We start from the raw sequence: 22,799 nt of genomic DNA on the forward strand, positions 1-22,799 counted from the left end.
AGCGCCCGTCCGGCCTTGTCAAGCCGCCGGCGCAGCGCCGCCGCCTCCGGCCCGGCGTCGCCGGTCTCCGGCGCCCGCGCCTCGTCCGCCGCCCGCCCGGCCTTGAGCCTCGCCAGCGCCGCGCGCAATTCGGCCAGTTCCCGGTCGCGCTGGGTCAGCGCCTCGCGCAGGCCCGCCTCCACCCGCCGTGCCCGCTCCTCGGCCTCCTGCAACTGGTCGCGCAGGGTCGCCGCCTCCTCGTTCTTCTGGCGGAACGAGGCGCCGGCCAGGTGCGACCACATATGCACCTCGCCGAAGATCCGCGCGCGCAAGGCGCCCGGCACATGCGCATGGGTCATGAACGCCCAATAGGCCGGGCCGACCTGGCCGCGGTCGCACATGTCGCGCCACAGCGCGTCCAGCTCCGCGGCGTTGCGGGCGCGGCCGACCCGGCGCAGCGCGCCCTCGTAGCGGCCGTCGAGCAGTTTCTGGAAGGCGCGGGTGAAGGCGCAGTCGGTGGTCGACAGGCGTACGAAATGGCCGTGCACGTCGTAGTCGGGCGTGTCGGGGGCAACGTCGATGCCGACCTTGCGGGCGATGCGGCGCAGGTCCGCGACGCTGGCACAGGTACCGACGATGGAACAGTGGACGCTGTCGCCCTGCTCCCACAGGGCAATCCGCCGGCGTCCGGCCTGGGCATCGCCCCCGGCCTCCTCGCAGGCGAAAGGGGCACGTCCCGAATGGGCGGCGACCGCATCCTCGATCGCCTTTCGCAGCTTGTCATCCCTGGCGCACATGGAGCCGTGCCCCTCCCGAAACAGGTTGAAAACGCTTGGTTACGAATTGGCTTGGTCAAGAGCGTGGCTTGCTGGCCGTCGAGGGAGTGGACGGGGTGCTGGCTGGCGCTTGGATCTCCGTCTGCCATCTCCGGGCACAGCGAGAGGCGAAACGGACATTGCCTTTCCTATAAAACATGAGTATTTCAGTCAAGAATATTCTTGCGAACGGTTCGCAAGTTTAGAGCAATTCCAAACCGCGGACGGAAGAACCGGAGTTTCCGGCCATTTCGCCCAAGGACCCAAGCGATCGAAGGAGCAAGTCGATCATGTCCCAGTCTGCGACCCCCGCCCATCAGGTCCAAGCTGCCGCTTATCGCCGGTCGCGCAGCCAGCAGCGCACCCTGACCCTGCCCAAAACGGCGAAGGTCGTCCAGGAACCGTTGGAACTCGACAGCTCCGCCCTGTTCCAGGGCGCCCGCGAGGTCCATATCCGTCACAAGGACATGGTCTACCGCCTCTCGATCACCCGATTCGAGAAGCTGCTGCTGACCAAATAGGCCTCCTGCCGCGAGCCCTCCCCCGCGAGTGCCGCCGGAGCCGGCGCCGGAAGCGTGTCCCGTCGCGCTTCCGGCGCTTGCCTTCCTTGCGCCGATCTGCGAAGGAAGAAGCCGTCGAACGGCAACCCGGCAGGACCAGACGTGAGCCTCGGTGACATTCCGGCCGCCCTTTTCGCGGCACCGACCGACCGGCCGTCCTCGGCCGGCCGCTCCGTGCTGCCCGGTGGGTGCCGCCTTGCCGGCCGGTCCTCCCCGTTCCAGGCCCTGCATCAGGGTCCGGCCTGCGGCCGATTTAGGCAGTTGCCGCACTGAGCCGTCTCTGCCGCCGGTCTTCGTCCTGCCGCTGGAAAGCGGCGGAAAGTCTGGTAAAAGACCCCCCGAACTCCCTTCTCACGTGCCGCGCCGGCATGCCGGCCGCGCGCTGCCAGTCACGACGGTGCCATGTCCGAATTGCAATCCCTTGAAACTGCGATCCTCGCGGCCGTCGCCGCCGCGTCGAACGAGGCCGAGCTGGAAGAGGTGCGCATCGCCGCCCTCGGCAAGAAAGGGTCCGTGTCCGAGAAGCTGAAGACCCTCGGCTCCCTGTCGCCGGACGAGCGGCGCGAGATGGGCCCGGCGATCAACGGCCTGAAGACCCGGGTCACCGATGCGCTCGCCGCCCGCCGCGAGCTGCTGCAGGACGCCGCCCTCGACGCGCGCCTCCAGCGCGAGCGCGTCGACGTCACCCTGCCGCTGCGTGCCGCGCCCGCCGAGGCCGGGCGCATCCACCCGGTCAGCCAGGTCATCGACGAACTCACCGCGATCTTCGCCGACATGGGCTTTTCCATCGCCGAAGGTCCGGACATCGAGACCGACCACCTCAACTTCACCCAGCTCAACTTCCCGCCCGACCATCCGGCGCGCGAGATGCACGACACGTTCTTCCTGCCCGAAAAGGCGGATGGCGAGCGCATGCTGCTGCGCACCCACACCTCGCCGGTGCAGATCCGCACGATGATGTCGCAACAGCCGCCGATCCGGGTGATCATCCCGGGCCGCACCTATCGCTGCGACAGCGACCAGACCCACACGCCGATGTTCCACCAGGTCGAGGGCCTGGTGATCGACAAGCAGAGCCATATCGGCCACCTGAAATGGGTGCTGGAGGAGTTCTGCAAGGCCTTCTTCGAGGTCGACGAGGTGCGCATGCGCTTCCGCCCGTCCTACTTCCCCTTCACCGAGCCGTCGATGGAGGTCGATATCGGCTGCGACCGCTCGGGCAACGAGGTGAAGATCGGCGAGGGCAACGACTGGCTGGAGATCCTCGGCTGCGGCATGGTCCATCCCAATGTCATCCGCAATTGCGGCCTCGATCCGGATGTTTACCAGGGCTTCGCCTGGGGCATGGGCATCGACCGTATCGCCATGCTGAAATACGGCATGCCGGACCTGCGCGCCTTCTTCGACGCGGATGTCCGCTGGATCGAGCATTACGGCTTCCGCCCGCTCGACCTGCCGACCCTGTTCGGAGGACTGTCGCGATGAGACCGCGGTCGATGATTGCCCGCCTGCGCGCCCTCGTGCTGCCGCTGCTGGCGCTCGCCGTGCTGGCGGCCGGCCTGCTGCCGCTGGCGCCCGTCGCGGCCCAGCCCGCCTCCTTTGTCGAGGTCTGCGCCGACAAGACCCAGGAGCGCGGCCGGCTGCGCTATTGCGACGCCTATTTCCGCGATGCGCTCGGTCCCCAGGCCGACACGGTTCTCTACCTGCGCGACCGCATCACCACCCTGCGCGCCAGCCAGGAGATGAATGCGGAGAGCAATTACGAGAGCTTCCTGACGGCGGTCGCCATCGTCGCCTTCCTGTCGATCGCCACCATGGTGCTGGTGTCGGCGGAGCGCCGCATCGACGGCATCGCCAAGTGGTCGTCGGTCACCTCGGCCGCCGCCGTTCTGGTGATGGTGGCGATCCTCACCTTCGGCTGGCTCGACAAGTACCGGGCGGAGGATGCGGCGATGCTCGAGCTCGGCCTGTTGCGCGATCAGGTGGAGGTCGAGGCCTCCCATGCCATCGCCAGCGGGCGCGGCCTCGACGAGGCGATGATCCGCCGCTGGACCGACCGGCTGCACGAGATCGGCCTGCGCTTCGCCAAGAATTACGGCGCCGCCTCCATCGTGCCGGACCTCGACCGCTTCACGCCGCAGAACTGACGCAGCCGCGCCGGCGCGCGGAGCCCCGCCGCGCCGGTCCCGTCACGATACCTGAAGAGACACGACCCATGAAATTCACCCTGTCCTGGCTGAAGGAACATCTGGAGACCGACGCCACCCTCGACGAGATCGTCGAGGCGCTGACCCGCGTCGGCCTGGAGGTGGAGCATGTCGCCAATCCGGCCGACCGCCTGAAGCCCTTCACCATCGCCAGGGTGCTGGAGGCCCGCCAGCACCCCAATGCCGACCGCCTGCGCGTCCTCACCGTCGATGCCGGCGACGGCAAGCCGCCGCTGCAGATCGTCTGCGGCGCGCCCAATGCCCGCACCGGCCTTGTCGGCGTGCTCGCCCGTCCGGGCGACTATGTGCCGGGCATCGACGTCACCCTGTCGGTCGGCAAGATCCGCGATGTCGAAAGCTTCGGCATGATGTGTTCGGAGCGCGAGCTGGAACTGTCGGAGGCCCATGACGGCATCATCGATCTTCCCGAGGATGCGCCGGTCGGCACCTCCTATGCCGCCTATGTCGGGCTCGACGATCCGGTCATCGAGATCGGCCTGACGCCGAACCGTCCGGACTGCACCGGCGTTTCCGGCATCGCCCGCGACCTTGCCGCCGCCGGCCTCGGCAAGCTGAAGGAAAACCGCCCGGCACAGGTGCCCGGCAGCGGCCCGTGCCCGGTCGGGGTGCGGCTGGAGTTCGGCGACACGCCCTCGCTCTGCCCGGCCTTCGCCCTGCGCCTGGTGCGCGGCGTGAACAACGGCCCCTCGCCGGAGTGGATGCAGAAACGGCTGCGGGCCATCGGCCTGCGCCCGATCAACGCGCTGGTCGACATCACCAATTACATCACCTTCGACCGCGGCCGGCCGCTGCATGTCTTCGACGCGGCCAAGGTCAAGGGCGATCTCGTCGTCCGCCGCGGCCGCGCGGGCGAGGAGCTGCTGGCGCTCGACGGGCGCACCTACCAGGTGGACGAGAGCGTCTGCGTCATCGCCGACGACAATGGCCTGGAATCGCTCGCCGGCATCATGGGCGGCGAGCTCTCCGGCTGCACCGAGGAGACCACCGACGTGCTGATCGAATCGGCGCTGTGGGACGAGACCAACCTTGCCCGCACCGGCCGCCGGCTCGGCATCAACACCGATGCCCGCTACCGCTTCGAGCGCGGCGTCGACCCCGCCTTCTGCTTGCCGGGGCTGGAACTCGCCACCCGCATGGTCATGGACCTGTGCGGCGGCACGCCGAGCAAGGTGACGCTTGCCGGCCATGTGCCGGAGACCGACCGCACCATCGAGTTCCCTTTCGCCGAGGTCAAGCGCCTGTCGGGCCTCAAGCTCTCCGACGCGGAGATCAAGGGCGTGCTCACCCGTCTCGGCTTCTGGGTCACCGGCAGCGGCGATACCGTGCGCGTCGCCCCGCCCTCCTGGCGTCCGGACATCCACGGCAAGGCGGATCTCGTCGAGGAAGTGGTGCGCATCGTCGGCCTCGATTCGGTCGCCTCGACGCCGCTGCCGCGCGGCGCCACCGTCACCGGCCAGGTGCTCACCCCGGCGCAGGTCCGCCGCTCGCAGGCGCGCCGCGCGCTCGCCGTGCGCGGCATGAAGGAAGCCGTCACCTGGTCGTTCATCCCGCAGGACCAGGCCGAGGCTTTCGGCGGCGGCTCGCCGGCCCTGCGCCTTGCCAACCCGATCTCCGCCGACATGTCGGACATGCGCCCCAGCCTGGTGCCGGGCCTTGCCACGGCGGCGCAGCGCAATGCCGATCGCGGCTATCCGGATGTCGCCCTGTTCGAGGTCGGCCAGGTCTTCACTGATGACACGCCGCAGGGCCAGTCGATGGTTGCCGCCGGCCTGCGCCGCGGCACGGCGGTGATGACCGGCGCCGATCGCCACTGGGCCGGCAATGCGCCTGAGGTCGGCGTCTTCGACGCCCGCGCCGATGCGGAAGCCGCGCTCGCCGCCATCGGCGTGTCGGTCGACAAGCTGATGATCTTCTCCGAAAGCGCGCCCTGGCTGCATCCGGGCCGCTGCGGCGAATTGCGCCTCGGTCCCAAGACGGTGCTGGCCCGCTTCGGCGAGCTGCATCCGCGCATCGCCAGGGCGCTCGATCTCGACGGCCGGCTCGCCGTCTTCGAGGTCTATCTCGACGCGGTGCCGCTGCCCAAGGGCAAGGCCGGCCGCTCCAAGGGCGCCTTCGCGGCTTCCGACCTGATGCCGGTGCGCCGCGACTTCGCCTTCGTCGTCGAGGAGGCGGTGACCGCCGACCGGCTGATCAAGGCCGCGCGCGGCGCCGAGAAGAGCCTGATCGCCGACGTGACGCTGTTCGACGTCTATCGCGGCGCCGGCATCGCGCAAGGGCACAAGTCGATGGCCATCGACGTGACGCTGCAGCCGCGCGAGCGCACCCTGACCGAGGAGGAGATCGACGCGGTCGGCGCCAAGATCCGCGCCGCGGTGGAAAAGGCGACCGGCGGCACCTTGCGCACTTGATCGGGGCGCCCGAACCGGGCACCTGCCGCTGACGAGACTTGCGCCGCGCGCCCTTGCCCCCCATCCTTCGGGCCAGGGGCGACGCGCGGCGCGGCCTGTTGCGCGAGGGACTGCTCGCGCGAGGGACCGGGACGTGCAACAGGAGAGGGTCATGCGATGAAGCCGGCGCAAGCCGTGCCTCCCGCCCTTGGCCAGGGCCTTGCCTTCGGGCGCACCACGCTGGGCGATCCTGCGCTTGCCAGCGAGGATGACCGCAGGCGCGTGCTGGAGCTGATCCTGCGCATGGATCCGGTGGTGATGCGGGTTCTGCGGATCGCCCGCGGCCTTGCCCTGCCGGACTGGCGCCTTGCCAGCGGCGCCATCTACCAGACCGTCTGGAACGCGCTGACCGGCCGCCCCGCCGGCCATGGCATCCGCGATTTCGATCTGGTCTATTTCGACGGGGATACCAGCTACGAGGCCGAGGACCGGGTGATCACCCGCGCCCGCCCGCGCTTTTCCGGCCTGCCGGCACCGGTGGAGATCCGCAACCAGGCGCGCGTGCCCCTCTGGTTCCGGCAAAAGCACGGCATCGACTATCCGCCGCTCTCCTGCACCGACGAAGCGCTCCTCAACTATGCCGCGCGCACCCATGCGGTCGCCGTGCGGCTGGAGGCGGACGGCCGCCTGTCGCTCGCCGCGCCCTTTGGTCTCGCCGATATCTTCGCCATGCGGCTGGTGCCCAATCCGGCGCTCGACAATTCGGCGACCTATCTGGACAAGGCGCTGCGGATGAAGGCCGCCTGGCCGGAGCTGGAAATCGTGCCCTGGCCGTCGGACCGGGCGCCGCGCGCCGCGCCGCGTGTCGACGAACCCTCTCCCGCGCCGGCGAACGAGGACGATCCGGGCGAGACCCCGCCCGCTGTCCCGCACACGCTCTCGCATCGCCCCTCGCACCGGGAAGAGCTGCTGCGGCAGAGCCCGTTCCGCCGGCATCTGCCGGGCGACCGCTATGCCCGCCTCGTCGCGGGTGACTTCGGGACTTCCCGCGCGCGGGACGAGGCTGCCGGACCGGGCGCCGGCGAGAGCGGCGAGACGGCGGATCAGCCGGCGGCGAGCGTTGCCCGCGACTGGATCCGCGTCTCGACCAGCCCGCGCAGCGAATTCCCCAGATAAATCTTGTCCGCGCTGGCAAGGTCGTTGGGCCGCAGGTCCGCCTCCACCGCCCGCCCGCTCTCCAGCAGCGCGGCCCGCAGCGTGCCCGGCAGCAGCCCGTGCCGCAGCGCCGGGGTCAGCAGCCGTCCGCCGCGCGCCACGAACAGGGTGGTGAAGCTGCCTTCCGTCAGATAACCCTCGTCATTGGCGAAGATCACCTCGTCGCAGCCGGTCGCAGCGCAAAGCCGCGCCCGCGTGCCGTCATAGATCTCGCGCCGCGTCGTCTTGTGCCACAGCAGCGGATCGCCGGCCGGCATCGTCACGTCGGCGAGGACCGCCGTCCAGTGCGACACTGCCGGCGGCAGGTCGCGATCCTCCAGCGACAGCTTTCCGTCGCCCGCCAGCTCCAGCCGCACCCGGCGCGGGCCTTCGAACGCGCCGGCCCGCCGCGCCAGCAGCGCGCGCGCGGCCGTAACATCCAGCGGAAAACCGAGCCGCGCGGCACTGTTGATGAGCCGGCTAAGATGCCGCTCCAGCAGCAGATACCCCTCGGCTGGCTCCCCCGTCTCCGCCGGCTGCCAGGCCATCGTCTCGAACAGCGAGAAGTCCGGCGCCCGGCGCTCCAGGAAGGCGAGCTTCAGCCGGCACTCGTCATATTCCGGCGTGCTGGCGGAATCGAACACCAGCCCCGACCCCGCGCCCGCCTCGAACCGTCCGTCCGCCTCCACCACCAGCGTGCGGATCGCCACGTTGAAGCGGAAGTCGCCGGAGGGCTCCAGATGGCCGATGCCGCCGGTATAGATCCCGCGCGGCCCGCTCTCCAGCTTGTGGATGATCTGCATCGCCGAGAGCTTCGGCGCCCCGGTGATCGAGCCGCAGGGAAACAGCTCGCGCATGCAGGCGGCAAAGCCGGTCCCGGCTGGCACCTTTCCCTCTACCGTCGAGGTCATCTGGAACAGCGTCGCATAAGGCTCGACCTCGAACAGGCGCGGCACCTTGACGCTGCCCGTTTGCGCGATGCGCGACAGGTCGTTGCGCATCAGGTCGACGATCATCACGTTCTCGGCTTGCGACTTCGGGTCGCTGGCAAGCAGCCGGGCGATGCGCCGGTCCTCCTCGCCCGTCCGCCCGCGCGGCGCCGTGCCCTTCATCGGCCGGCTCGTCACCCGTGTTCCGCGCCGCTCCAGAAAGAGCTCCGGCGACAGCGACAGCACGGTGCGGCTCTCCGTTCTCAGGAAGGCGGCATGGCCGACCGGCTGCGACAGCAGCAGCCGGGCGAACAGATGCGCCGGATCGCCGGTGATCCGCCCGCGCGCCCGCATCGTCAGGTTGGCCTGGTAGATGTCGCCCTTGGCAAGATGCTCGCGCACGGCGGCAAAGGCCGCGTCGTACTCCTCGCGGCTCAGTTCGAAGCCGTCGACCCTGGCCTCGACCCCGCCGCACCCCGCTTGCGCGATGTCGCCGGCGCCGATCCGCGCCAGCGCCTCGCTCATCGTCAGCCGCTCGGCTTCCTCATAGACGCCGAAGCGCAGCAAGGGCAGCGCCGGGTCCTTCGGCGCGAGGCTTTGCAGCTTGTCCTCGAAGGCGAAGCCCGCCTCATAGGCGATGTATCCGGCGACGTGAAAGCCCTCGCGCGCTTGCGCCTCCGCCTCGGCGAGCGCCGCTTCGACGCCGCCGACCTCATGGCAGGCGATGATCCGCCGCGGCTGGGCGAACAGCAGCGCCGTTGCCGCCCCCGCGTCGAAAAGCGCCAGCGTGTCGGCGGGTGCCTGGGGGGCTGCTGCCCGTCCCGTGTCGCCGCTGTCGTCCATCTGCGCCGGTCTCGTCCTGTTGGCCCGTCCCCGCCGGCCGTCTTAAGTCAGTTGCCCTGCGTTGCATAGCCGCGGCCGCGACATGGGCCCGTCCGTTTTCGACCCCGTCGCCATGTCCACGGTTTTCGTGCAACCTGCAAGGCGCTACAGACGTTTGCAAGGCACGAGCGGAGCACTGCATGACCGGCGACCAGATCGCGATCCTTGCCATTCTCGCCCTGGCGATGGCCGCCTTCCTGTCCGGCCGCCTGCGCCATGACATCGTGGCGATGGGGGCGCTGATCGCCTGTGTCGTCGCCGGCCTGGTGCCCTCGCAGGAGGCGTTTGCCGGCTTCGGTCATCCGGCGGTGATCACGGTCGCCTGCGTGCTGGTGCTCAGCCGCGCGCTGCAGACCTCCGGCGCCGTCGACCTGCTGGCCCGCACCGTCCTGCCGGCCGCCGCAGGGCGCACCGTCAGCCTCGCCGCTCTGGTGGGCCTCGGCGCGGCGCTCTCCGGCTTCATGAACAATGTCGGCGCGATGGCGCTCCTGATGCCGGTGGCGCTGCAGCTTTCCCGCCGCCTCGACATGACGCCGGGCCGCATGCTGATGCCGCTTGCCTTCGGCACCATTCTCGGCGGCATGACGACGCTGATCGGCACCCCGCCGAACCTCATCGTCTCCGGCTTTCGCGTCTCCAATTCCGGCAGCGGCTTTTCGATGTTCGACTTCGCGCCGGTCGGCGTCGCCGTGGCGCTGGCCGGCATTGCCTTCGTCGTCACCATCGGCTGGCGGCTGGTGCCGGTCACCCGCGCCGCCGCCGGCGAGGCCTTCGAGGTCGGCTCCTATCTCACCGAGGTGCGGGTGGTCGACAAGGGCAAGGCCGACGGCATGACCCTGCACGAGATCGAGGCGGAGCTCGACAAGGCCGATGCCCAGGTCGTCGGTCTGGTGCGCGGCGGCCTGCGCATCAGCGCCCCGCGCGGCAACCGCCGGGTCCAGGGCGGCGACGTCCTGGTGCTGGAGGCCGATGTCGAGGGCATCGCCGAAGCGCTCTCCAAGCTCGACCTGAAGCTGGAGGAGCAGGTCAAGGCGCAGGACGAGGAGCGCGAGGAAAAGGAGCGCGCCCGCGAGCTGCAGGCCCGCCGCGCCGAAGACGAGGTGCGCCGCCGCGAGATCGACGAGGCCGCCGCCCTTGGCGACGTGGCGCTGGCGCCTCAGCCGCAGCCCCAGCCCCGGCCGGAGCCGGCGGCCGGCGGCAAGGGGCAGGGCGCCTCCTCCCGGTCCGGCGAGGCGGAGCGGGGCGAGGTTCGCCGCGACGGGGAGGCGGACGAGGTGGTGCTGCGCGAGCTGGTGGTGCGGCCGGAATCGCAGCTTGTCGGCCGTTCGGCGCGCGATCTCGCCCTGCGCAGCCGCTACGGGCTCAACCTGCTCGGCGTCTCGCGCGACGGCCGCCGCGAGACCACGCGGCTGCGCACCCTGAGATTGCAGTCGGGCGATCTGCTGTTGATGCAGGGGCCGGCCGAGGTGCTGACCGTCTTCGCCTCGGAAATGGGCTGCGTGCCGCTGGCCGAGCGCGACTTGCGCATTCCCGACAAGCGCCTCGCCCTGCTGTCGGCGGTGATCCTGGCGCTGTCGATCCTGGTCGCGGCGGTCGGCCTGCTGCCGGCCTCCGTCGCCTTCGCCGCCGGCGTGCTCGCCTCCATGGTGCTGAAGACGATGCCGCTGCGCGCCGTCTACACCGCCATCGACTGGCCGGTGGTGGTGCTGCTCGCCGCGCTCATTCCCGTTGCCGGCGCCCTGGAGGCGACCGGCACGGCCGGGCTCATCGCCTCCTTCCTGGTCGGCAGCGTCGCCCAGGGCCACCCGGTCGCCGCGCTGGCCATGGTGCTGGTCGTCACCATGTTCCTCTCGGACGTGATGAACAACGCGGCGACCGCCGCCGTCATGTGCCCGATCGCCATCGGCATCGCCCTGGCGCTCGGGGTCAGCGCCGATGCCTTCCTGATGGCGGTGGCGATCGGCGCCTCCTGCGCCTTCCTCACCCCCATCGGCCACCAGAACAACACACTGATCCTGGGTCCCGGCGGCTTCGGCTTCGGCGATTACTGGCGCCTCGGCCTGCCGCTGGAACTGCTGGTGATGGCCGTCGCCATGCCCCTGCTGCTGCTCGTCTGGCCGCTGTAGCAGCCGGCGAGGAGGGCTCCGGCTTCCCGCCCGCCTCAGGCCGGCGGCGGCAGGATGGTCATGCCGGTCGCGCCGGCCACCTGCATCACCTTCGCCACGTCCGGCGGCCCGTCCATCGGCGCCGGCGCGCGCGTCTCGTCGGCGACCGGCCGGCCCAGTTCGGTGAAGAAGCGCTCGTGCATGTGGCCCGGCGCGTTGAGGATCAGCACCCGTGCCGGCGCTGGCCCACGGGCCGAAAAGGCATGCACAGCCCCGTCCGGGATCGCCACATGGCTGCCCGGCCCGGCGATCCGCGTTTCGCCCGCGACCATGAACTCGATCTCGCCCTCCAGCACGTAGAAGGCCTCGGTCTCGCCGGCATGGTGGTTGGGCGGCGCGCCGAGCCCCGGCGGCACCACCGCCTCGACAAGACAGAACTTGCCCATCGTCTCGCCGGGAAAGGCATGGAATTTCATCAGGATGCCGAGCGTCTCGTAGGTTCTGGCGCGACTGTCTGCCACGGTCTGTCTCCACTTGTGAGAAGGAAGCGATGCCCTTATGATACACAAGTCTTTTTATGAGACAAGTGTCTTATTATGAGGAAGGCATGACAGCGACCCGCGAACGCATCTCCCAGAAGTCCCGCACCCGCGAGGCGATCCTGGCCGGCGCCCGTGCGCTCATCGAGCGCGGCGAGCCGGTGACGGTGACGGCCGCCGCCGCCGAAAGCGGCATCTCCAAGGCGACGGCCTATCGCTATTTCTCCGATCCGGCGGTGCTGGCGGCGGAGGCGGGCCTTGCCGTGGAGGTGCGCGACTATGCCGAGATCGTGCAAGGCTGCGACACGCCGCGCGCGAAGGTGCTGGCCGTCAGCCTCTACATGTTCGATCTGGCGTTGGCGCATGAGCCGGCCTTTCGCCAGTTCCTGGCGCGCAGTCTCGACTGCTGGCTGGCGGAAGGGGGAGGGGAGGCGACGCGACGCGGTGCCCGCCGCGTTGCCATGTTCGAGGCGGCCCTTGCCGGGCATCGCCCGGCCCTGCCGGCGGATCGGCTCGCCCTCCTGGTCGGCGCCTTGTCGGCGGCCACCGGCACCGAGGCGATGATCGCGCTGATCGACGTCGCCCGCCTGTCGCCGCAGGCCGCCCGCCAGACCGTCCGCGAAATGACTGAAGCGATCCTCGACCGATTCCTCGCTGCGCCGTGAGAAGGCGGCGCGCGCCTCACACCTTCTGCGCCACCACGAACCGCGCCTTGTGCGAGGCCGGCAGCAGGTCCGCCTCCAGGATGCGGAACCCGGCGTCCGTGATCGTCCGGTCCAGTTCGGCGATGCTGAGAAAGCCGACATGCGGCGCCTTGCCGACCAGTTGCATCGCCGCGACCAGCGGGCGGATGTACCAGCCCCAGTTCTTCAGGCAGACCGTCTTGGAGATCAGCAGCCCGCCCGGCTTCAGCTTCTCGCGCAGCGCGGCGAGCGTGCCCGGCAGGTCCTCCAGCAGATGCAGCAGGTTGAAGGCCAGCACCGCGTCGAAGGGCGGCGCGCCGGCGTCCAGTTCCGCCCGTCCGGCCTCGCTCGCCGCCGTCTTGCGGAAGTCGACCGTCTCGATGCCGGCCGCCGCCGCCCGTTCGCGGGCAATGGCGATCATTTCGCCCGAGATGTCGGTGCCGAGATAGCGGCCCGCATGTCCGGCCAGCCGCAAGGCCGTCGTGCCGGTGCCGCAGCCGATCTCCAGCACCCGGTCCTGCGGCGTCAGATGTGCTGCCGTCGCCTCCAGCGTCCGCTGATAGGCCGCCTCGTTCCGGATCGGGCTGGCGGCGTATTTGCGCGCCGCCTTGTCCCAGAAGTCGTCCTGCCTGCGCATGTCGTCCGGCTCCGCTGTCGGTTTCGCTTGCGTCTCTGGCTTAGCGTGGCGGCGAACCAAATGAAATTGCATAAAAATGCAGTCTCGTTATACGTTTTTGCATGAATTTCCGCCCCCCCTTCGACTGGAACCGCCTGCGCGCCTTTCTCGTCACCGCCGAGGAAGGCTCGCTCTCGGCCGCCGCCCGCATCCTCAAGCTGACCCAGCCGACGCTCGGCCGCCAGGTCGCGGCGCTGGAAGCCGAACTTGGCGTCATCCTGTTCGAGCGGGTCGGCCGCTCCCTCAGCCTCACCCGCTCGGGGCTGGAACTGCTGGAGCATGCCCGCGCCATGGGCGAGGCGGCGAACCGCGTCTCGCTGGCCGCCTCCGGCCGGGTCGAGGCGGTCGAGGGCGAGGTCTCGATCGCCGCCAGCGACGTCACCGCCGCCTTCCTGCTGCCGCCGATGCTGGCGCGGCTGCGCGCGGCGGCGCCCGGCATCTCGGTCAACGTCGTTGCCTCCAACAGTCTGAGCGACCTGCTGCGCCGCGAGGCCGACATTGCCATCCGTCATGTCGAGCCGCAGGACGGCAACCTTATCGTCCGGCGGATGCCCGACATGCTGGCCCGGATCTATGCCTCGCGCGATCTCATCGCCCGGCAGGGCGGACACCCGCGCGATGCCGCCGCCCTGTCGGCCTGGCCCTTCATCGGCTTCGAGCGCTCCGAACGGTTCCGCCTGGCGCTGAACACGGAGGGCCTGTCGCTGACCCAGGGCAGCTTCCCCATCGTCAGCGAGAACGGCGTCGTCGCCTGGCACTATGTCCGGGCCGGGCTCGGCGTCGGCGTCATGGTCGAGGCGGTCGCCCGCCAGGCGCCGGAGGTCGAGTGCGTTCTGCCGGACATGCCGCCCTTTGTCGTCCCGGTCTTCCTGGTCACCCATCGCGAGCTGCACACCAGCCGGCGCATCAGGATCGTCTTCGACCTTATCACGGGCCTGCTGGCCGGGGATTAAATGACGAGCGGACGGGGATAGCGCCGAAGACAGGGCCGAAGACAGGGCCGAAGACAGGAGCGGGAGAGGGGCTTGCCTCGGGAGGGTGGTCCGGGGCCGGCGCGAGCTCCCGCCTCGCGCACTTGTCCCCGCCGCTATCCCCGTCCTGTCCCCGCTGGACGTCCGCGCCGCGGTTTGGCGATTTTGCGACGATTGAGACGCGAAAGGCCGATTTCGAGACGGAATTTTGCAAAATCCGTCTCGAAATTTCTCAAAATCCGACAAGCGGTCGCGAGCCCTGAAAAACCCGGCGTCAGCCTTGCAGCTCGGCCCGCAGGAAGTCGATCATCGCCCGGGTCTTGGCCGGCAGGTAAGCCCGGCTCGGATAGACCAGCCAGGCGGCGGTGTCGAAATCCGTCGCCGTCGCCTGCCACTCGGTCAGGCAGTGCACCAGCCGGCCGCCGGCCAGATCGTCGTCGACCAGCCAGTCCGGCAGCAGCGCCGGCCCCAGCCCGCCGCGCGCCGCCTCCAGCAGCGCCAGCGCCGGCGCCAGCACCAGATCGCCGCCGACCGGCTGCTCGGCGATCGCTCCGGCCCGGTCGCGAAACAGCCAGCGGTCGCGATAGCCGGCGAACGGAAAGCGCAGCACCCGGTGGCCGGCAAGGTCGGCGGGCGCCGCCAGCCTCGGGGCTCCGGCAAGATAGGCCGGCGAGGCCACCACCTTGTAGCGGGTCGTCATCAGGCGCGACACGATGAGGTCGCCGGAGACCGCCGGCGCCAGCCGGATGGCGAGGTCGATCCGCTCCGCCACCAGGTCGACATTGGCGTCGCTGAACAGGCCCTCCACCGTGACGGACGGGAAGGCGGCGCGAAAGGCCGCCAGCCGCGGCACGATCACCCGCTGGCCGAAGCTGACCGAGGCCGACAGCCGCAAATGGCCGCTCGGGCGGGTCGTGCTGTCGCGCGCCGCCGCGGCCACCGCCTCCAGCTCCTCGACCAGCGGCGCCATCCGGGCAAGGCAGGTCTCGCCCGCTTCGGTGAGCGACAGCCGGCGCGTCGTCCGCTCGAACAGCCGCAGGCCGAGCCGCGTCTCCAGCCCGGCGACGGCCCGCGACACGGCCGAAGGGTCAAGGCCGCGCCGCCGCGCCGCCTCGGCGAAGCTGCCGCTGCGCGCGACCTCCAGGAAAAGGGCGATGTCCTGCGTGTTCATTGATGCAGATCCTGCATCAATGTCCGGATGAAATCATCATTTTTCGGAGGTCTTTGCATCTATAGCGTTCCCTCCGCCGGCCCGTTTCCGCTTCGCAGCCGGCTCTGTCCTGCGAAAACCTGAAGGAAATCAGTCGATGTCCGATTTTGTCCTGCATGACGCGACAACTGCCCCGGAAGCCTCGCAATCCCGCCTTGCCGCCAGGACGATCTCCGATCCTGTCAGCCCTCTGGCGGGACCGCTGGCGGAGCGTGTCCGATGAGCCGCGTTGCCGTGCTCGGGCTCGGCGCCATGGGCCGGCGGATGGCGGCCCGGCTGCTTGCCGCCGGTCATGAGCTCGTCGTCTGGAACCGCTCGCCGGGACCGGCGGAGGAGCTGGCGGCGGAACTGGCGGTGTCGGGGGCGCGGGTCGCGGGCAGCCCGCGCGAGGCGGCGGCTTGGGCCTCCTTCGTCATTGCCATGGTCTATGACGATGCGGCCTCGCGGGCGGTCTGGCTCGATCCGCACAGCGGCGCCTTCGCCGGCCTGCGGCCCGGAGCGGTCGCGCTCGACTGCGCCACCCTGTCGCCCGATCACGTGCGCCGCCTCCATGACGAGGCGGGCGCGCGCGGCCTTGCCTTTCTCGATGCGCCGCTGGCCGGCTCCCGGCCGCAGGCCGAGGCGGGCGAGCTGGTCTTCATGGTCGGCGGCGCGGCAGAGCATCTGACGGCGGCGGAGCCGGTGCTGCGGGCCATGGGCCGCGCCGTCCACCATGCCGGCGGCCCGGCTGCCGGCACCCTCGTCAAGCTGATGGTCAACGTGCTGCTGGCGTCCCAGGTGGCGACCCTGGCGGAAGGCCTGGCCTTGGCGGCGCGCGCTGGGCTCGATCCCGCCGCAGCCTTCGCCATCGTCGCGGACACGCCGGTCGCCGGCCCCTCGCTGCGCGGCGCGGGCGCGGCGATGCTCGCCCGCGACTTCCGCCCCCAGGCGCCTGTCGACCTGATCGTCAAGGATCTCGGGCTCGCCCGTGCCGCGGGCGAGGCGGCCGGCCTGTCGCTGCCGATGGCCGCTGCGGCCGAGCGGCTGTACCGGCAGGCTGCGGCCCTTGGCCTTGGGTCAGACAACCTCACCGGCATCGTCAAGCTGCATCTAGTCACCCGAAGCTGAAGTTCGTCACATTTGGCGGCATGCTCTCAACGAACTTCAGATTCAAGAGGGTGACTAGCAAGCTTATGTTTCTAGTGTGGTTTTCGAATTTGAAATACGCCCTGATGGTTGCTGCAAAAAAGAGGCGTATTTCAAATTCACCACACTAGCGGGCGACTTGGTCGAGACAGGCTGAGCCGCACGGCTGCCGGCACGCAAAAGGCGCGCTCCTTGCGGGGCGCGCCTTCCGTTTGTCTGTCGATCCCGCGAGGGCGGGTCGGGCTCTCGCGCCTCAGGCGGCGAGGGCGCCCTTTGCCTGATCGGTCAAGAGCTTGAACGCATCCGGCTCGCGGATGGCGATGTCGGAGAGGACCTTGCGGTCGATCTCGATGCCGGCCTTGTTGAGGCCGTCGATGAAGCGCCCGTAGGTCAGGCCGTGCTCACGGACAGCGGCGTTGATGCGCTGGATCCAGAGCGAACGGAAGTTCCGCTTGCGAACCTTGCGGTCGCGATAGGCGTACTGGCCGGCTTTCTCGACCGCCTGCTTGGCAACGCGGATCGTGTTCTTGCGACGACCGTAGTAGCCCTTGGCGGCCTTGAGGACCTTCTTGTGCTTGGCGTGGGCGGTAACGCCCCTTTTGACACGCGACATGGGATGTAACTCCTTGAAAAGTCTAGAACGTCGTCAGGTTCAGCCGTAGGGCAGGAACTTCTTGACGATACGGGCATCGGGCTCGGCCAGAGTGGTCGTGCCGCGTGCGTTGCGGATGAACTTGGCGGAACGCTTGATCATCCCGTGACGCTTGCCCGCCTGAGCGGTCTTGACCTTGCCGGTCGCGGTCAGTTTGAAGCGCTTCTTGGCGCCGGACTTCGTCTTCAGCTTGGGCATTTTGCATCCTTTCTTGGCCCGGCGGGGCTGAACCGCCGGCTTTTGTTGGAAGCCGTTTGTGAGCCGCCACGGCATGCCCTTTTGTCGCGGATGTCGGCCGAAACACGGCCGGTCCCGCGAAGCCGGGCGGCTCGGGACAGGGGCTTATAGGCAAAGCCGGGGCGAAACGCAAGCGCTCCGGCGGACTTGCCGGGCCTCGTGCCGCCCCTTTGCGGCCCGTTCGCCGACCCTTGCCGTGAAACTGCGAAACCCGGCCCTTTTCAAGGCCGGGTTCCGCGAAAAACCGCCGCGTGTCGCGGCCGTGTCGGGTGGCAGGCGTCAGCGCGCGATCGGCGCCAGCACCATCACCATCTGGCGGCCTTCCAGCCGCGGGTGGGATTCGACCTTGGCGAACTCGGCCGTCTCGTCCCGCACCTTGTTGAGCAGCGCGACGCCCAGGTCCTGGTGCGCCATTTCGCGTCCGCGGAACCGCAGGGTGACCTTGACCTTGTCGCCCTCGTCGAAGAAACGCTTCATGTTCCGCATCTTCACCTCATAATCATGGGTGTCGATGTTCGGACGCATCTTGATTTCCTTGACCTCGACGATCTTCTGGTTCTTGCGCGCCTCTGCCGCCTTCTTCTGGCTCAGATACTTGTACTTGCCATAGTCAAGGATCTTGCAGACGGGCGGCGAAGAGTTCGGAGAAATCTCGACAAGATCCAGACCGGCCTCTTCGGCCATCCTCAAGGCGTCTTCCGTGGGCGTGACACCGAGGTTCTGTCCGTCCTGGTCGATGAGCTGGACTTCCCGAACGCGGATCTCTTGGTTTGTGCGCGGGCCTTCCTTGGTCGGCGGCGGGGCGCGGTATGGACGGCGAATGGTCGCAATCTCCTCTAACGTTTCAACGACTTGGCGAAGCCGGCGCGCGGCCGGCGGTTTTGCCCTGCAACGACAAATACCCCGAACGCCGGGCGCCGGGGAAAACTTGGCACGCCGCAGGGCGCCATGCCAAGAAAATCAAGCGAAACCGGCGCGGAGTCAACCGCTTTCGCTTCGCCGGCTGGCCGCCGCGCCGGGATCGTCCGGGGACAAGCCGGCGCCGAGCAGCCGTTCGTAGACGGCGAGCGTTGCCCCGCACATCGCCTCGACCGTGAAGTCGCGGCGCACATGGGCGCGCGCCCGTGCGGCCAGCGCCGCGCGGTTCTGCGGCGCGAGCGCCAGCATCTCGGAAAGCGTCCGGGCCAGCGCTGCGGCATCGTTCGCCGGCACGCGCCATCCGGTGCGCTGGTCCTCCGCGACATCGGGCGGCGCCAGCACCGTCTCGGGCACGGCGCCAAGGTTGGTCGCGACCACCGGCACGCCGGCAGCCTGCGCCTCGACGGCGGCCCGGCCAAAGGCTTCCGGCTCGATCGAGGCGACAACGGCGACATCGGCAAGGGCAAGGGCTGCGGCGACATCGGCGCAGTGGCCGACCAGCCGCACCCGGTTCCCGAGGCCGGCATTGGCGATTCGCCAGTTCAGCTCCGCCACATAGGCCTCGCGCCCCTGTGGGTCGCCGGCCAGGATCGCCGTCCAGCCGGCCGGCGCCTCGCCCGAGGCGGCAAGGCGCACCAGCGCGTCGATCAGCACCGTCTGGCCCTTCCAGGGGGTCAGGCGGGCAAGGTTGAGGATCACCCGCTCGCCGGCCTGAAGGCCCCAGGCATCGGCCAGCGCCTGCCGGCGCTCGGGCGAAACGGACGCGGGATCGAGCGCGGCAAGGTCGGAGCCGCGATGGATGACGGTGAGGCGGTCTGTCGCGAAAGGGTGCCGCTCGGCGATCAGCGCGGCCGTGTAGCGGGAATTGGCGATCACCGCGTCGCCCCGCGCCATCACAGAATTGTAGAGCCCTTTCAACGCATTGGTCTGATTGTAGATGCCGTGATAGGTGGTGACGAAGGCAAGATCCAGCCGCCGCGCGGCGATCAGTGCCGACCAGGCCGGCGCGCGCGAGCGGGCATGGATCAGGTCGACCCCCTCCGCCCGCGCAAGGCGGGCCAGCGTGCCGGCATTGCGCCAGATCGCAATCGGCGACTTTCGTCCCACCGGCAGCGTCACATGCTCGCCGCCGGCCGCCTCAAGCTCCGCCACCAGCCGGCCGCCGCGGCTTGCGACGATCGCCCGGTGACCGGCCGCCACCAGCGCCCGCGCCACGTCGACCGTGGTGCGCTCGGCGCCGCCCGTGTCGAGGTCCGGGATGACTTGCAGCACGGTTCGGCGGGTCACGGCGGCTCCTGTCGGATGGGGCGAGCGAAAGCCTGGCGCGGAGTTTTCTGGCGCGGACTTTTCAAGGCTTGCGACCTGTGCCACATCGGGCGGCAATCAGGCAAGAGAGCGAGGCAGGCGGAGGCAGCGATGGACGGAGAGGCTCAGGATCAGGTGCGCCATATCGAGGTCGGCGCCGACAGGCGGCGCATCGCCGTGCTGCGCGAGGAGGGCGCGCCGGGGCGCTGCGGCGTGCTGTGGCTGTCCGGCTTCAAGTCCGACATGGCCGGCACCAAGGCCGAGGAGCTCGCCACCTGGGCGCGCGCCACCGGCCGCGCCATCACGCGCCTCGACTATTCCGGCCACGGCCTCTCGGGCGGCGCGTTCGAGGACGGCACGATCTCGCGCTGGGCCGAGGAGGCGCGGGCGGTGCACGAGGCCTTCTGCCGCGAGCCGACCATCGTCGTCGGCTCGTCGATGGGTGGCTGGATCGCGCTGCTGCTGGCCCGCGCGCTCGCCGCCCGGCCGGTGGCGGCCGCGCCGCTCGCCGGCATGGTGCTGATCGCCCCGGCGCCGGACTTCACCGAAGAGCTGATGTGGAAGCACGAGTTCACCGACGAGATCCGCGAGACGATCCTGCGCGAGGGCCGTTTCGAGCGCCCGTCGGAATATGACGACAGCCCCTATGTGATCACCCGCGCCCTGATCGAGGACGGCCGCGACAACCTGCTGCTCGGCGGCCTGATCGAGACCGGCTGCCCGGTCACCATCCTGCAGGGCCAGCGCGACGATGCCGTGCCCTGGCGCCACGCGCTGCGGCTGACCGAGTGCCTGGCGCTGGACGATGTGGTGCTGACCCTGATCAAGGACGGCGACCACCGGCTGTCGCGGCCGCAGGACATCGAGCGGCTGATTGCCGCCGTCGAGGTTCGCGCCGCCGAGGCCGAGGCGAAGGCCGGCTGATCCGTCGCACCCGCCTCCCTCCGCCTGCCTGCTCTTTCTGCAGCTCGGGTCATCGGTTTGTCGTATTTCGCGCAAAGGCTTGGCGCGGCATGATCGGCATCCGTCGACCGGTTCGGCGGGCGATACGGGGCAGCGAGCGGAGGCAAGCAATCCATGGCGGCAGCACGCAGGCGTTTCATCCTGGCGATCGACGGAGGCGGCATTCGCGGGCTGATTCCGCTGCGGATCCTGGAATCGCTGGAGGCGCGGCTGCGCATGCGCGGCAAGGGCAAGCCGCTGCACCGCTATGTCGACATGATCGGCGGCAGCTCCATCGGCGGGCTGATCGCCGCCGGCCTTGCCGCCCCGCGCCCCGACGACACCGGCGGCGCTCCGGCGGCCGGCATCGCCGAGTTGCGCCGTTTCTTCGAGGTGGAGGCGCGCGAGATCTTCCGCCGCAAGAGCCTGTTCGAGCGGTTCGTCGCCAACCCGCGCGCGCTTCTCGACGAGCGCTACGACGAACGGCCGCTGGAGCGCATGCTCAAGGACCAGCTCGGCTGGACCTCGCTGCAATCGGCGCTGACCCGCGTCGTCCTGACCGCCTATGACATCGGCCGCCGCGAGGCGGTGTTCATGACCAACGGTCGCCAGAGCGACGGCAGCCGGCCGGACGACTATTATTTCTGGCAGGCGGTGCGGGCGACGACGGCCGCGCCGGTCTATTTCGAGCCGATGCGCGCGGAGAACCTGACCAAGGGCGACGAGCGGGTGCTGATCGATGGCGGCGTCGTCATGAACAACCCGACCCTGGCGGTCTGGCTGGAGGCGATGAAGCTCGACTGGGAGCCGGGCGGGATCACCATCCTGTCGCTCGGCACCGGCGCCGACAGGCACCGGTCCTGGAGCTTCCGCGAGGCGGCGTCCTGGGGGCCGCTCGGCTGGCTGCTGCCGGCCAACGGCGTGCCGCTGCTGTCGATTCTCGCGCATGGCCAGTCGACCACCGCCGCCTATCAGGCCGAGCGGCTGCTGCCGGCCGCCGGCATCGGCGAGATCGTGCGCCTCGACGGCGAACTGCCGGAGGGCGCGGAGGCGATCGACAACACCCGCCCCGGCAACATCATCGAGCTGAACGGCGTCGCCGACCGCATCATCCGCGACAACACGCTGCTGCTCGACCGGCTGGCGGAGGAGATGAGCGAGCGCGAGGACTGACCCGCGCGCCGCTTCGGTGCGGTATGGTTAACCAGGCGTAAACGCTCCGGCGCGACACTGTCCGGGGCACCACTGGCGGAAACCGCCGGTGCGGGCAGCGAAAGGAGCCGGCCATGACGCGCATGCATGCAGCAGCCATTGCCAGCCGGGGTCGACTGGTGCGCCTGCCGGGCCTGCCGGGCCTGTTGGCGGGCCTGTCGCGCCTGCCGCTGCTGGCCGGCGCCCTGGCGGCGCTCGCCGCCGTGTCGGCCGCCCATGCGACGCCGCTGCCGCGCGAGAAGCCGGCCGCCGCCGCGCCCCTGCAGCTTGCCGCCGCGCCCTCCGGCCTGCCGGCGTCGGCGGTGCGGCCCGGCGCCGTCGCCAAGGACCTTTTCGGCGCGGTGCGCGCGCCGGCCCCGCTCGCCGCCCGCGCCATCGGCTCCTATGCCAAGGGCTGTCTCGCCGGCGCCACGGCGCTTGCCGTCGACGGGCCGACCTGGCAGGTCATGCGCCTGTCGCGCAACCGCAACTGGGGCCATCCGCACCTGGTCGCCATGCTGCAGCGGCTGGCCGGCGACGCCCCGGCGCTCGGTTGGAGCGGCCTGCTCGTCGGCGACCTCGCCCAGCCGCGCGGCGGGCCGATGACCTCCGGCCATTCGAGCCACCAGATCGGCCTCGACGCCGATATCTGGCTGACGCCGATGCCCGGCCGCACCCTGTCGCGCGAGGAGCGCGAGACGATGACGGCGATCTCGATGCTGAAGGGGCCGTCCGAACTGCCGGGCGCCGATCGCGGCGTCGATCCGGCGAAATGGACCGACAGCCATGCGCGGCTGATCCGCCGCGCGGCGCAGGATCCGCAGGTCTCCCGCATCTTCGTCCATCCGGGCATCAAGCAGGCGCTGTGCCGCTTCGAGACCGGCGAGCGCGGCTGGCTGCGCAAGGTCCGGCCCTGGTGGGGCCACCATTACCACTTCCATGTGCGGATCGCCTGTCCGGCGGGCAGCGTCGGCTGCAAGGATCAGGACGCGCCGCCGCCGGGCGACGGCTGCGGCGCCGAACTGGTCTCCTGGCTGTCCGACGAGCCCTGGGTGCCGAAGAAGCCGAAAAAGACCGACAAGCCCGCGGCCCCGGTGCAGAAGAAGCACATGACCCTGTCGGCCCTGCCCGAGGCCTGCACCGAGGTTCTGGTGGCAAGGTGAGGGTGTTGGCCGCTTGCGGGCGCGGCTTGCGGCGCGATCGGGCCGGTCGCGTGGTTTTGCCGTGTTTTTTGGATGCTGCGCCGCGCAATCCGCTTTGCCGGCGCATCC

20 protein-coding genes and 1 pseudogene are annotated in these 22,799 nt (G+C 69.9%); 12 read left to right on the forward strand and 9 right to left on the reverse strand.

Going from position 1 to position 22,799, the window contains the following annotated elements; translation table 11 throughout:
• Positions 1 to 776, reverse strand: a pseudogene (locus tag TSB10GB4_RS23260) (hypothetical protein); the annotation flags it as partial.
• 308 nt (positions 777 to 1,084) lie between these two features.
• Between TSB10GB4_RS23260 and hemP the strand changes: the two are divergent.
• The 5 genes from hemP to TSB10GB4_RS23285 all read left to right on the forward strand — a co-directional run bounded on the left by hemP (position 1,085) and on the right by TSB10GB4_RS23285 (position 7,145).
• Positions 1,085 to 1,315, forward strand: coding sequence for a hemin uptake protein HemP (hemP, locus tag TSB10GB4_RS23265; RefSeq protein ID WP_186388920.1), 231 nt, complete (start codon positions 1,085 to 1,087; stop codon positions 1,313 to 1,315).
• A 441-nt stretch (positions 1,316 to 1,756) separates the two neighbouring features.
• Positions 1,757 to 2,839: a phenylalanine--tRNA ligase subunit alpha gene (pheS, locus tag TSB10GB4_RS23270; protein ID WP_186388921.1), complete on the forward strand. Its 1,083-nt coding sequence runs from the start codon at positions 1,757 to 1,759 to the stop codon at positions 2,837 to 2,839.
• Positions 2,836 to 3,501, forward strand: coding sequence for a hypothetical protein (locus TSB10GB4_RS23275; protein ID WP_208984945.1), 666 nt, complete (start codon positions 2,836 to 2,838; stop codon positions 3,499 to 3,501). The genes pheS and TSB10GB4_RS23275 overlap by 4 nt, the downstream gene beginning before the upstream one ends.
• A 68-nt stretch (positions 3,502 to 3,569) precedes the next feature.
• Positions 3,570 to 5,990, forward strand: a complete 2,421-nt coding sequence (pheT, locus tag TSB10GB4_RS23280) for a phenylalanine--tRNA ligase subunit beta (protein ID WP_186397692.1) — start codon at positions 3,570 to 3,572, stop codon at positions 5,988 to 5,990.
• A gap of 156 nt (positions 5,991 to 6,146) precedes the next feature.
• Positions 6,147 to 7,145 (forward strand): nucleotidyltransferase family protein, encoded by a 999-nt coding sequence (locus tag TSB10GB4_RS23285; protein WP_186397693.1) that lies wholly within the window; start codon positions 6,147 to 6,149, stop codon positions 7,143 to 7,145.
• Here the strand turns inward: TSB10GB4_RS23285 and pabB are convergent.
• Positions 7,073 to 8,935, reverse strand: coding sequence for an aminodeoxychorismate synthase component I (gene pabB / locus TSB10GB4_RS23290; RefSeq protein WP_186397694.1), 1,863 nt, complete (start codon positions 8,933 to 8,935; stop codon positions 7,073 to 7,075). The two genes, TSB10GB4_RS23285 and pabB, sit on opposite strands and share 73 nt — an antisense overlap.
• 179 nt (positions 8,936 to 9,114) lie before the next feature.
• Here pabB and TSB10GB4_RS23295 point away from each other — a divergent pair, with 179 nt between their 5' ends.
• Complete coding sequence (locus tag TSB10GB4_RS23295; RefSeq protein ID WP_186397695.1) at positions 9,115 to 11,100, forward strand: SLC13 family permease; 1,986 nt, start codon at positions 9,115 to 9,117, stop codon at positions 11,098 to 11,100.
• Between the two features lie 35 nt (positions 11,101 to 11,135).
• On the opposite strand, the gene TSB10GB4_RS23300 is transcribed toward TSB10GB4_RS23295, so the two are convergent.
• Positions 11,136 to 11,600 carry a cupin domain-containing protein gene (locus TSB10GB4_RS23300; protein WP_208984946.1) on the reverse strand — a complete coding sequence of 155 codons (465 nt, stop codon included), beginning with the start codon at positions 11,598 to 11,600 and terminating at the stop codon, positions 11,136 to 11,138.
• An 86-nt stretch (positions 11,601 to 11,686) separates the two neighbouring features.
• On the opposite strand from TSB10GB4_RS23300, the gene TSB10GB4_RS23305 reads away from it, so the two are divergent.
• Complete coding sequence (locus tag TSB10GB4_RS23305; protein ID WP_186397696.1) at positions 11,687 to 12,283, forward strand: TetR/AcrR family transcriptional regulator; 597 nt, start codon at positions 11,687 to 11,689, stop codon at positions 12,281 to 12,283.
• A gap of 16 nt (positions 12,284 to 12,299) precedes the next feature.
• On the opposite strand, the gene TSB10GB4_RS23310 is transcribed toward TSB10GB4_RS23305, so the two are convergent.
• Positions 12,300 to 12,938 (reverse strand): bifunctional 2-polyprenyl-6-hydroxyphenol methylase/3-demethylubiquinol 3-O-methyltransferase UbiG, encoded by a 639-nt coding sequence (locus TSB10GB4_RS23310; RefSeq protein ID WP_186397697.1) that lies wholly within the window; start codon positions 12,936 to 12,938, stop codon positions 12,300 to 12,302.
• Positions 12,939 to 13,039: 101 nt separating this feature from the next.
• Here TSB10GB4_RS23310 and TSB10GB4_RS23315 point away from each other — a divergent pair, with 101 nt between their 5' ends.
• Positions 13,040 to 13,930 (forward strand): LysR family transcriptional regulator, encoded by an 891-nt coding sequence (locus TSB10GB4_RS23315; RefSeq protein ID WP_186397698.1) that lies wholly within the window; start codon positions 13,040 to 13,042, stop codon positions 13,928 to 13,930.
• A gap of 292 nt (positions 13,931 to 14,222) precedes the next feature.
• Here TSB10GB4_RS23315 and TSB10GB4_RS23320 read toward each other — a convergent pair whose 3' ends face one another.
• Positions 14,223 to 15,119, reverse strand: coding sequence for a LysR family transcriptional regulator (locus TSB10GB4_RS23320; protein ID WP_186397699.1), 897 nt, complete (start codon positions 15,117 to 15,119; stop codon positions 14,223 to 14,225).
• Between the two features lie 258 nt (positions 15,120 to 15,377).
• On the opposite strand from TSB10GB4_RS23320, the gene TSB10GB4_RS23325 reads away from it, so the two are divergent.
• The gene (locus TSB10GB4_RS23325) at positions 15,378 to 16,265 is read left to right on the forward strand and encodes an NAD(P)-dependent oxidoreductase (protein ID WP_186397700.1); all 888 of its coding nucleotides are present in this window, start codon (positions 15,378 to 15,380) and stop codon (positions 16,263 to 16,265) included.
• A gap of 271 nt (positions 16,266 to 16,536) precedes the next feature.
• On the opposite strand, the gene rplT is transcribed toward TSB10GB4_RS23325, so the two are convergent.
• From rplT to TSB10GB4_RS23345, 4 genes are all read right to left on the reverse strand, one after another.
• Positions 16,537 to 16,896 carry a 50S ribosomal protein L20 gene (rplT, locus tag TSB10GB4_RS23330; protein WP_186397701.1) on the reverse strand — a complete coding sequence of 120 codons (360 nt, stop codon included), beginning with the start codon at positions 16,894 to 16,896 and terminating at the stop codon, positions 16,537 to 16,539.
• A gap of 39 nt (positions 16,897 to 16,935) precedes the next feature.
• Positions 16,936 to 17,133, reverse strand: a complete 198-nt coding sequence (gene rpmI / locus TSB10GB4_RS23335) for a 50S ribosomal protein L35 (protein ID WP_067223866.1) — start codon at positions 17,131 to 17,133, stop codon at positions 16,936 to 16,938.
• A gap of 318 nt (positions 17,134 to 17,451) precedes the next feature.
• On the reverse strand, positions 17,452 to 17,994 hold the full coding sequence (infC, locus tag TSB10GB4_RS23340; protein ID WP_186388983.1) for a translation initiation factor IF-3: 543 nt from the start codon (positions 17,992 to 17,994) through the stop codon (positions 17,452 to 17,454).
• A gap of 159 nt (positions 17,995 to 18,153) precedes the next feature.
• A complete protein-coding gene (locus TSB10GB4_RS23345) occupies positions 18,154 to 19,377 on the reverse strand; it encodes a glycosyltransferase family 4 protein (protein WP_186397702.1) in 1,224 nt (407 codons plus the stop codon).
• Between the two features lie 129 nt (positions 19,378 to 19,506).
• Between TSB10GB4_RS23345 and TSB10GB4_RS23350 the strand changes: the two genes are divergently transcribed.
• From TSB10GB4_RS23350 to mepA, 3 genes are all read left to right on the forward strand, one after another.
• Positions 19,507 to 20,319 (forward strand): carboxylesterase, encoded by an 813-nt coding sequence (locus TSB10GB4_RS23350; RefSeq protein ID WP_186397703.1) that lies wholly within the window; start codon positions 19,507 to 19,509, stop codon positions 20,317 to 20,319.
• A gap of 153 nt (positions 20,320 to 20,472) precedes the next feature.
• On the forward strand, positions 20,473 to 21,510 hold the full coding sequence (locus TSB10GB4_RS23355; RefSeq protein ID WP_186397704.1) for a patatin-like phospholipase family protein: 1,038 nt from the start codon (positions 20,473 to 20,475) through the stop codon (positions 21,508 to 21,510).
• Positions 21,511 to 21,623: 113 nt separating this feature from the next.
• Positions 21,624 to 22,691 (forward strand): penicillin-insensitive murein endopeptidase, encoded by a 1,068-nt coding sequence (gene mepA / locus TSB10GB4_RS23360; protein WP_244571018.1) that lies wholly within the window; start codon positions 21,624 to 21,626, stop codon positions 22,689 to 22,691.
• The last annotated feature ends 108 nt before the right edge of the window (positions 22,692 to 22,799 follow it).

This window comes from Stappia sp. TSB10GB4 (genome assembly GCF_900185745.1).
Taxonomy (GTDB): domain Bacteria; phylum Pseudomonadota; class Alphaproteobacteria; order Rhizobiales; family Stappiaceae; genus Stappia.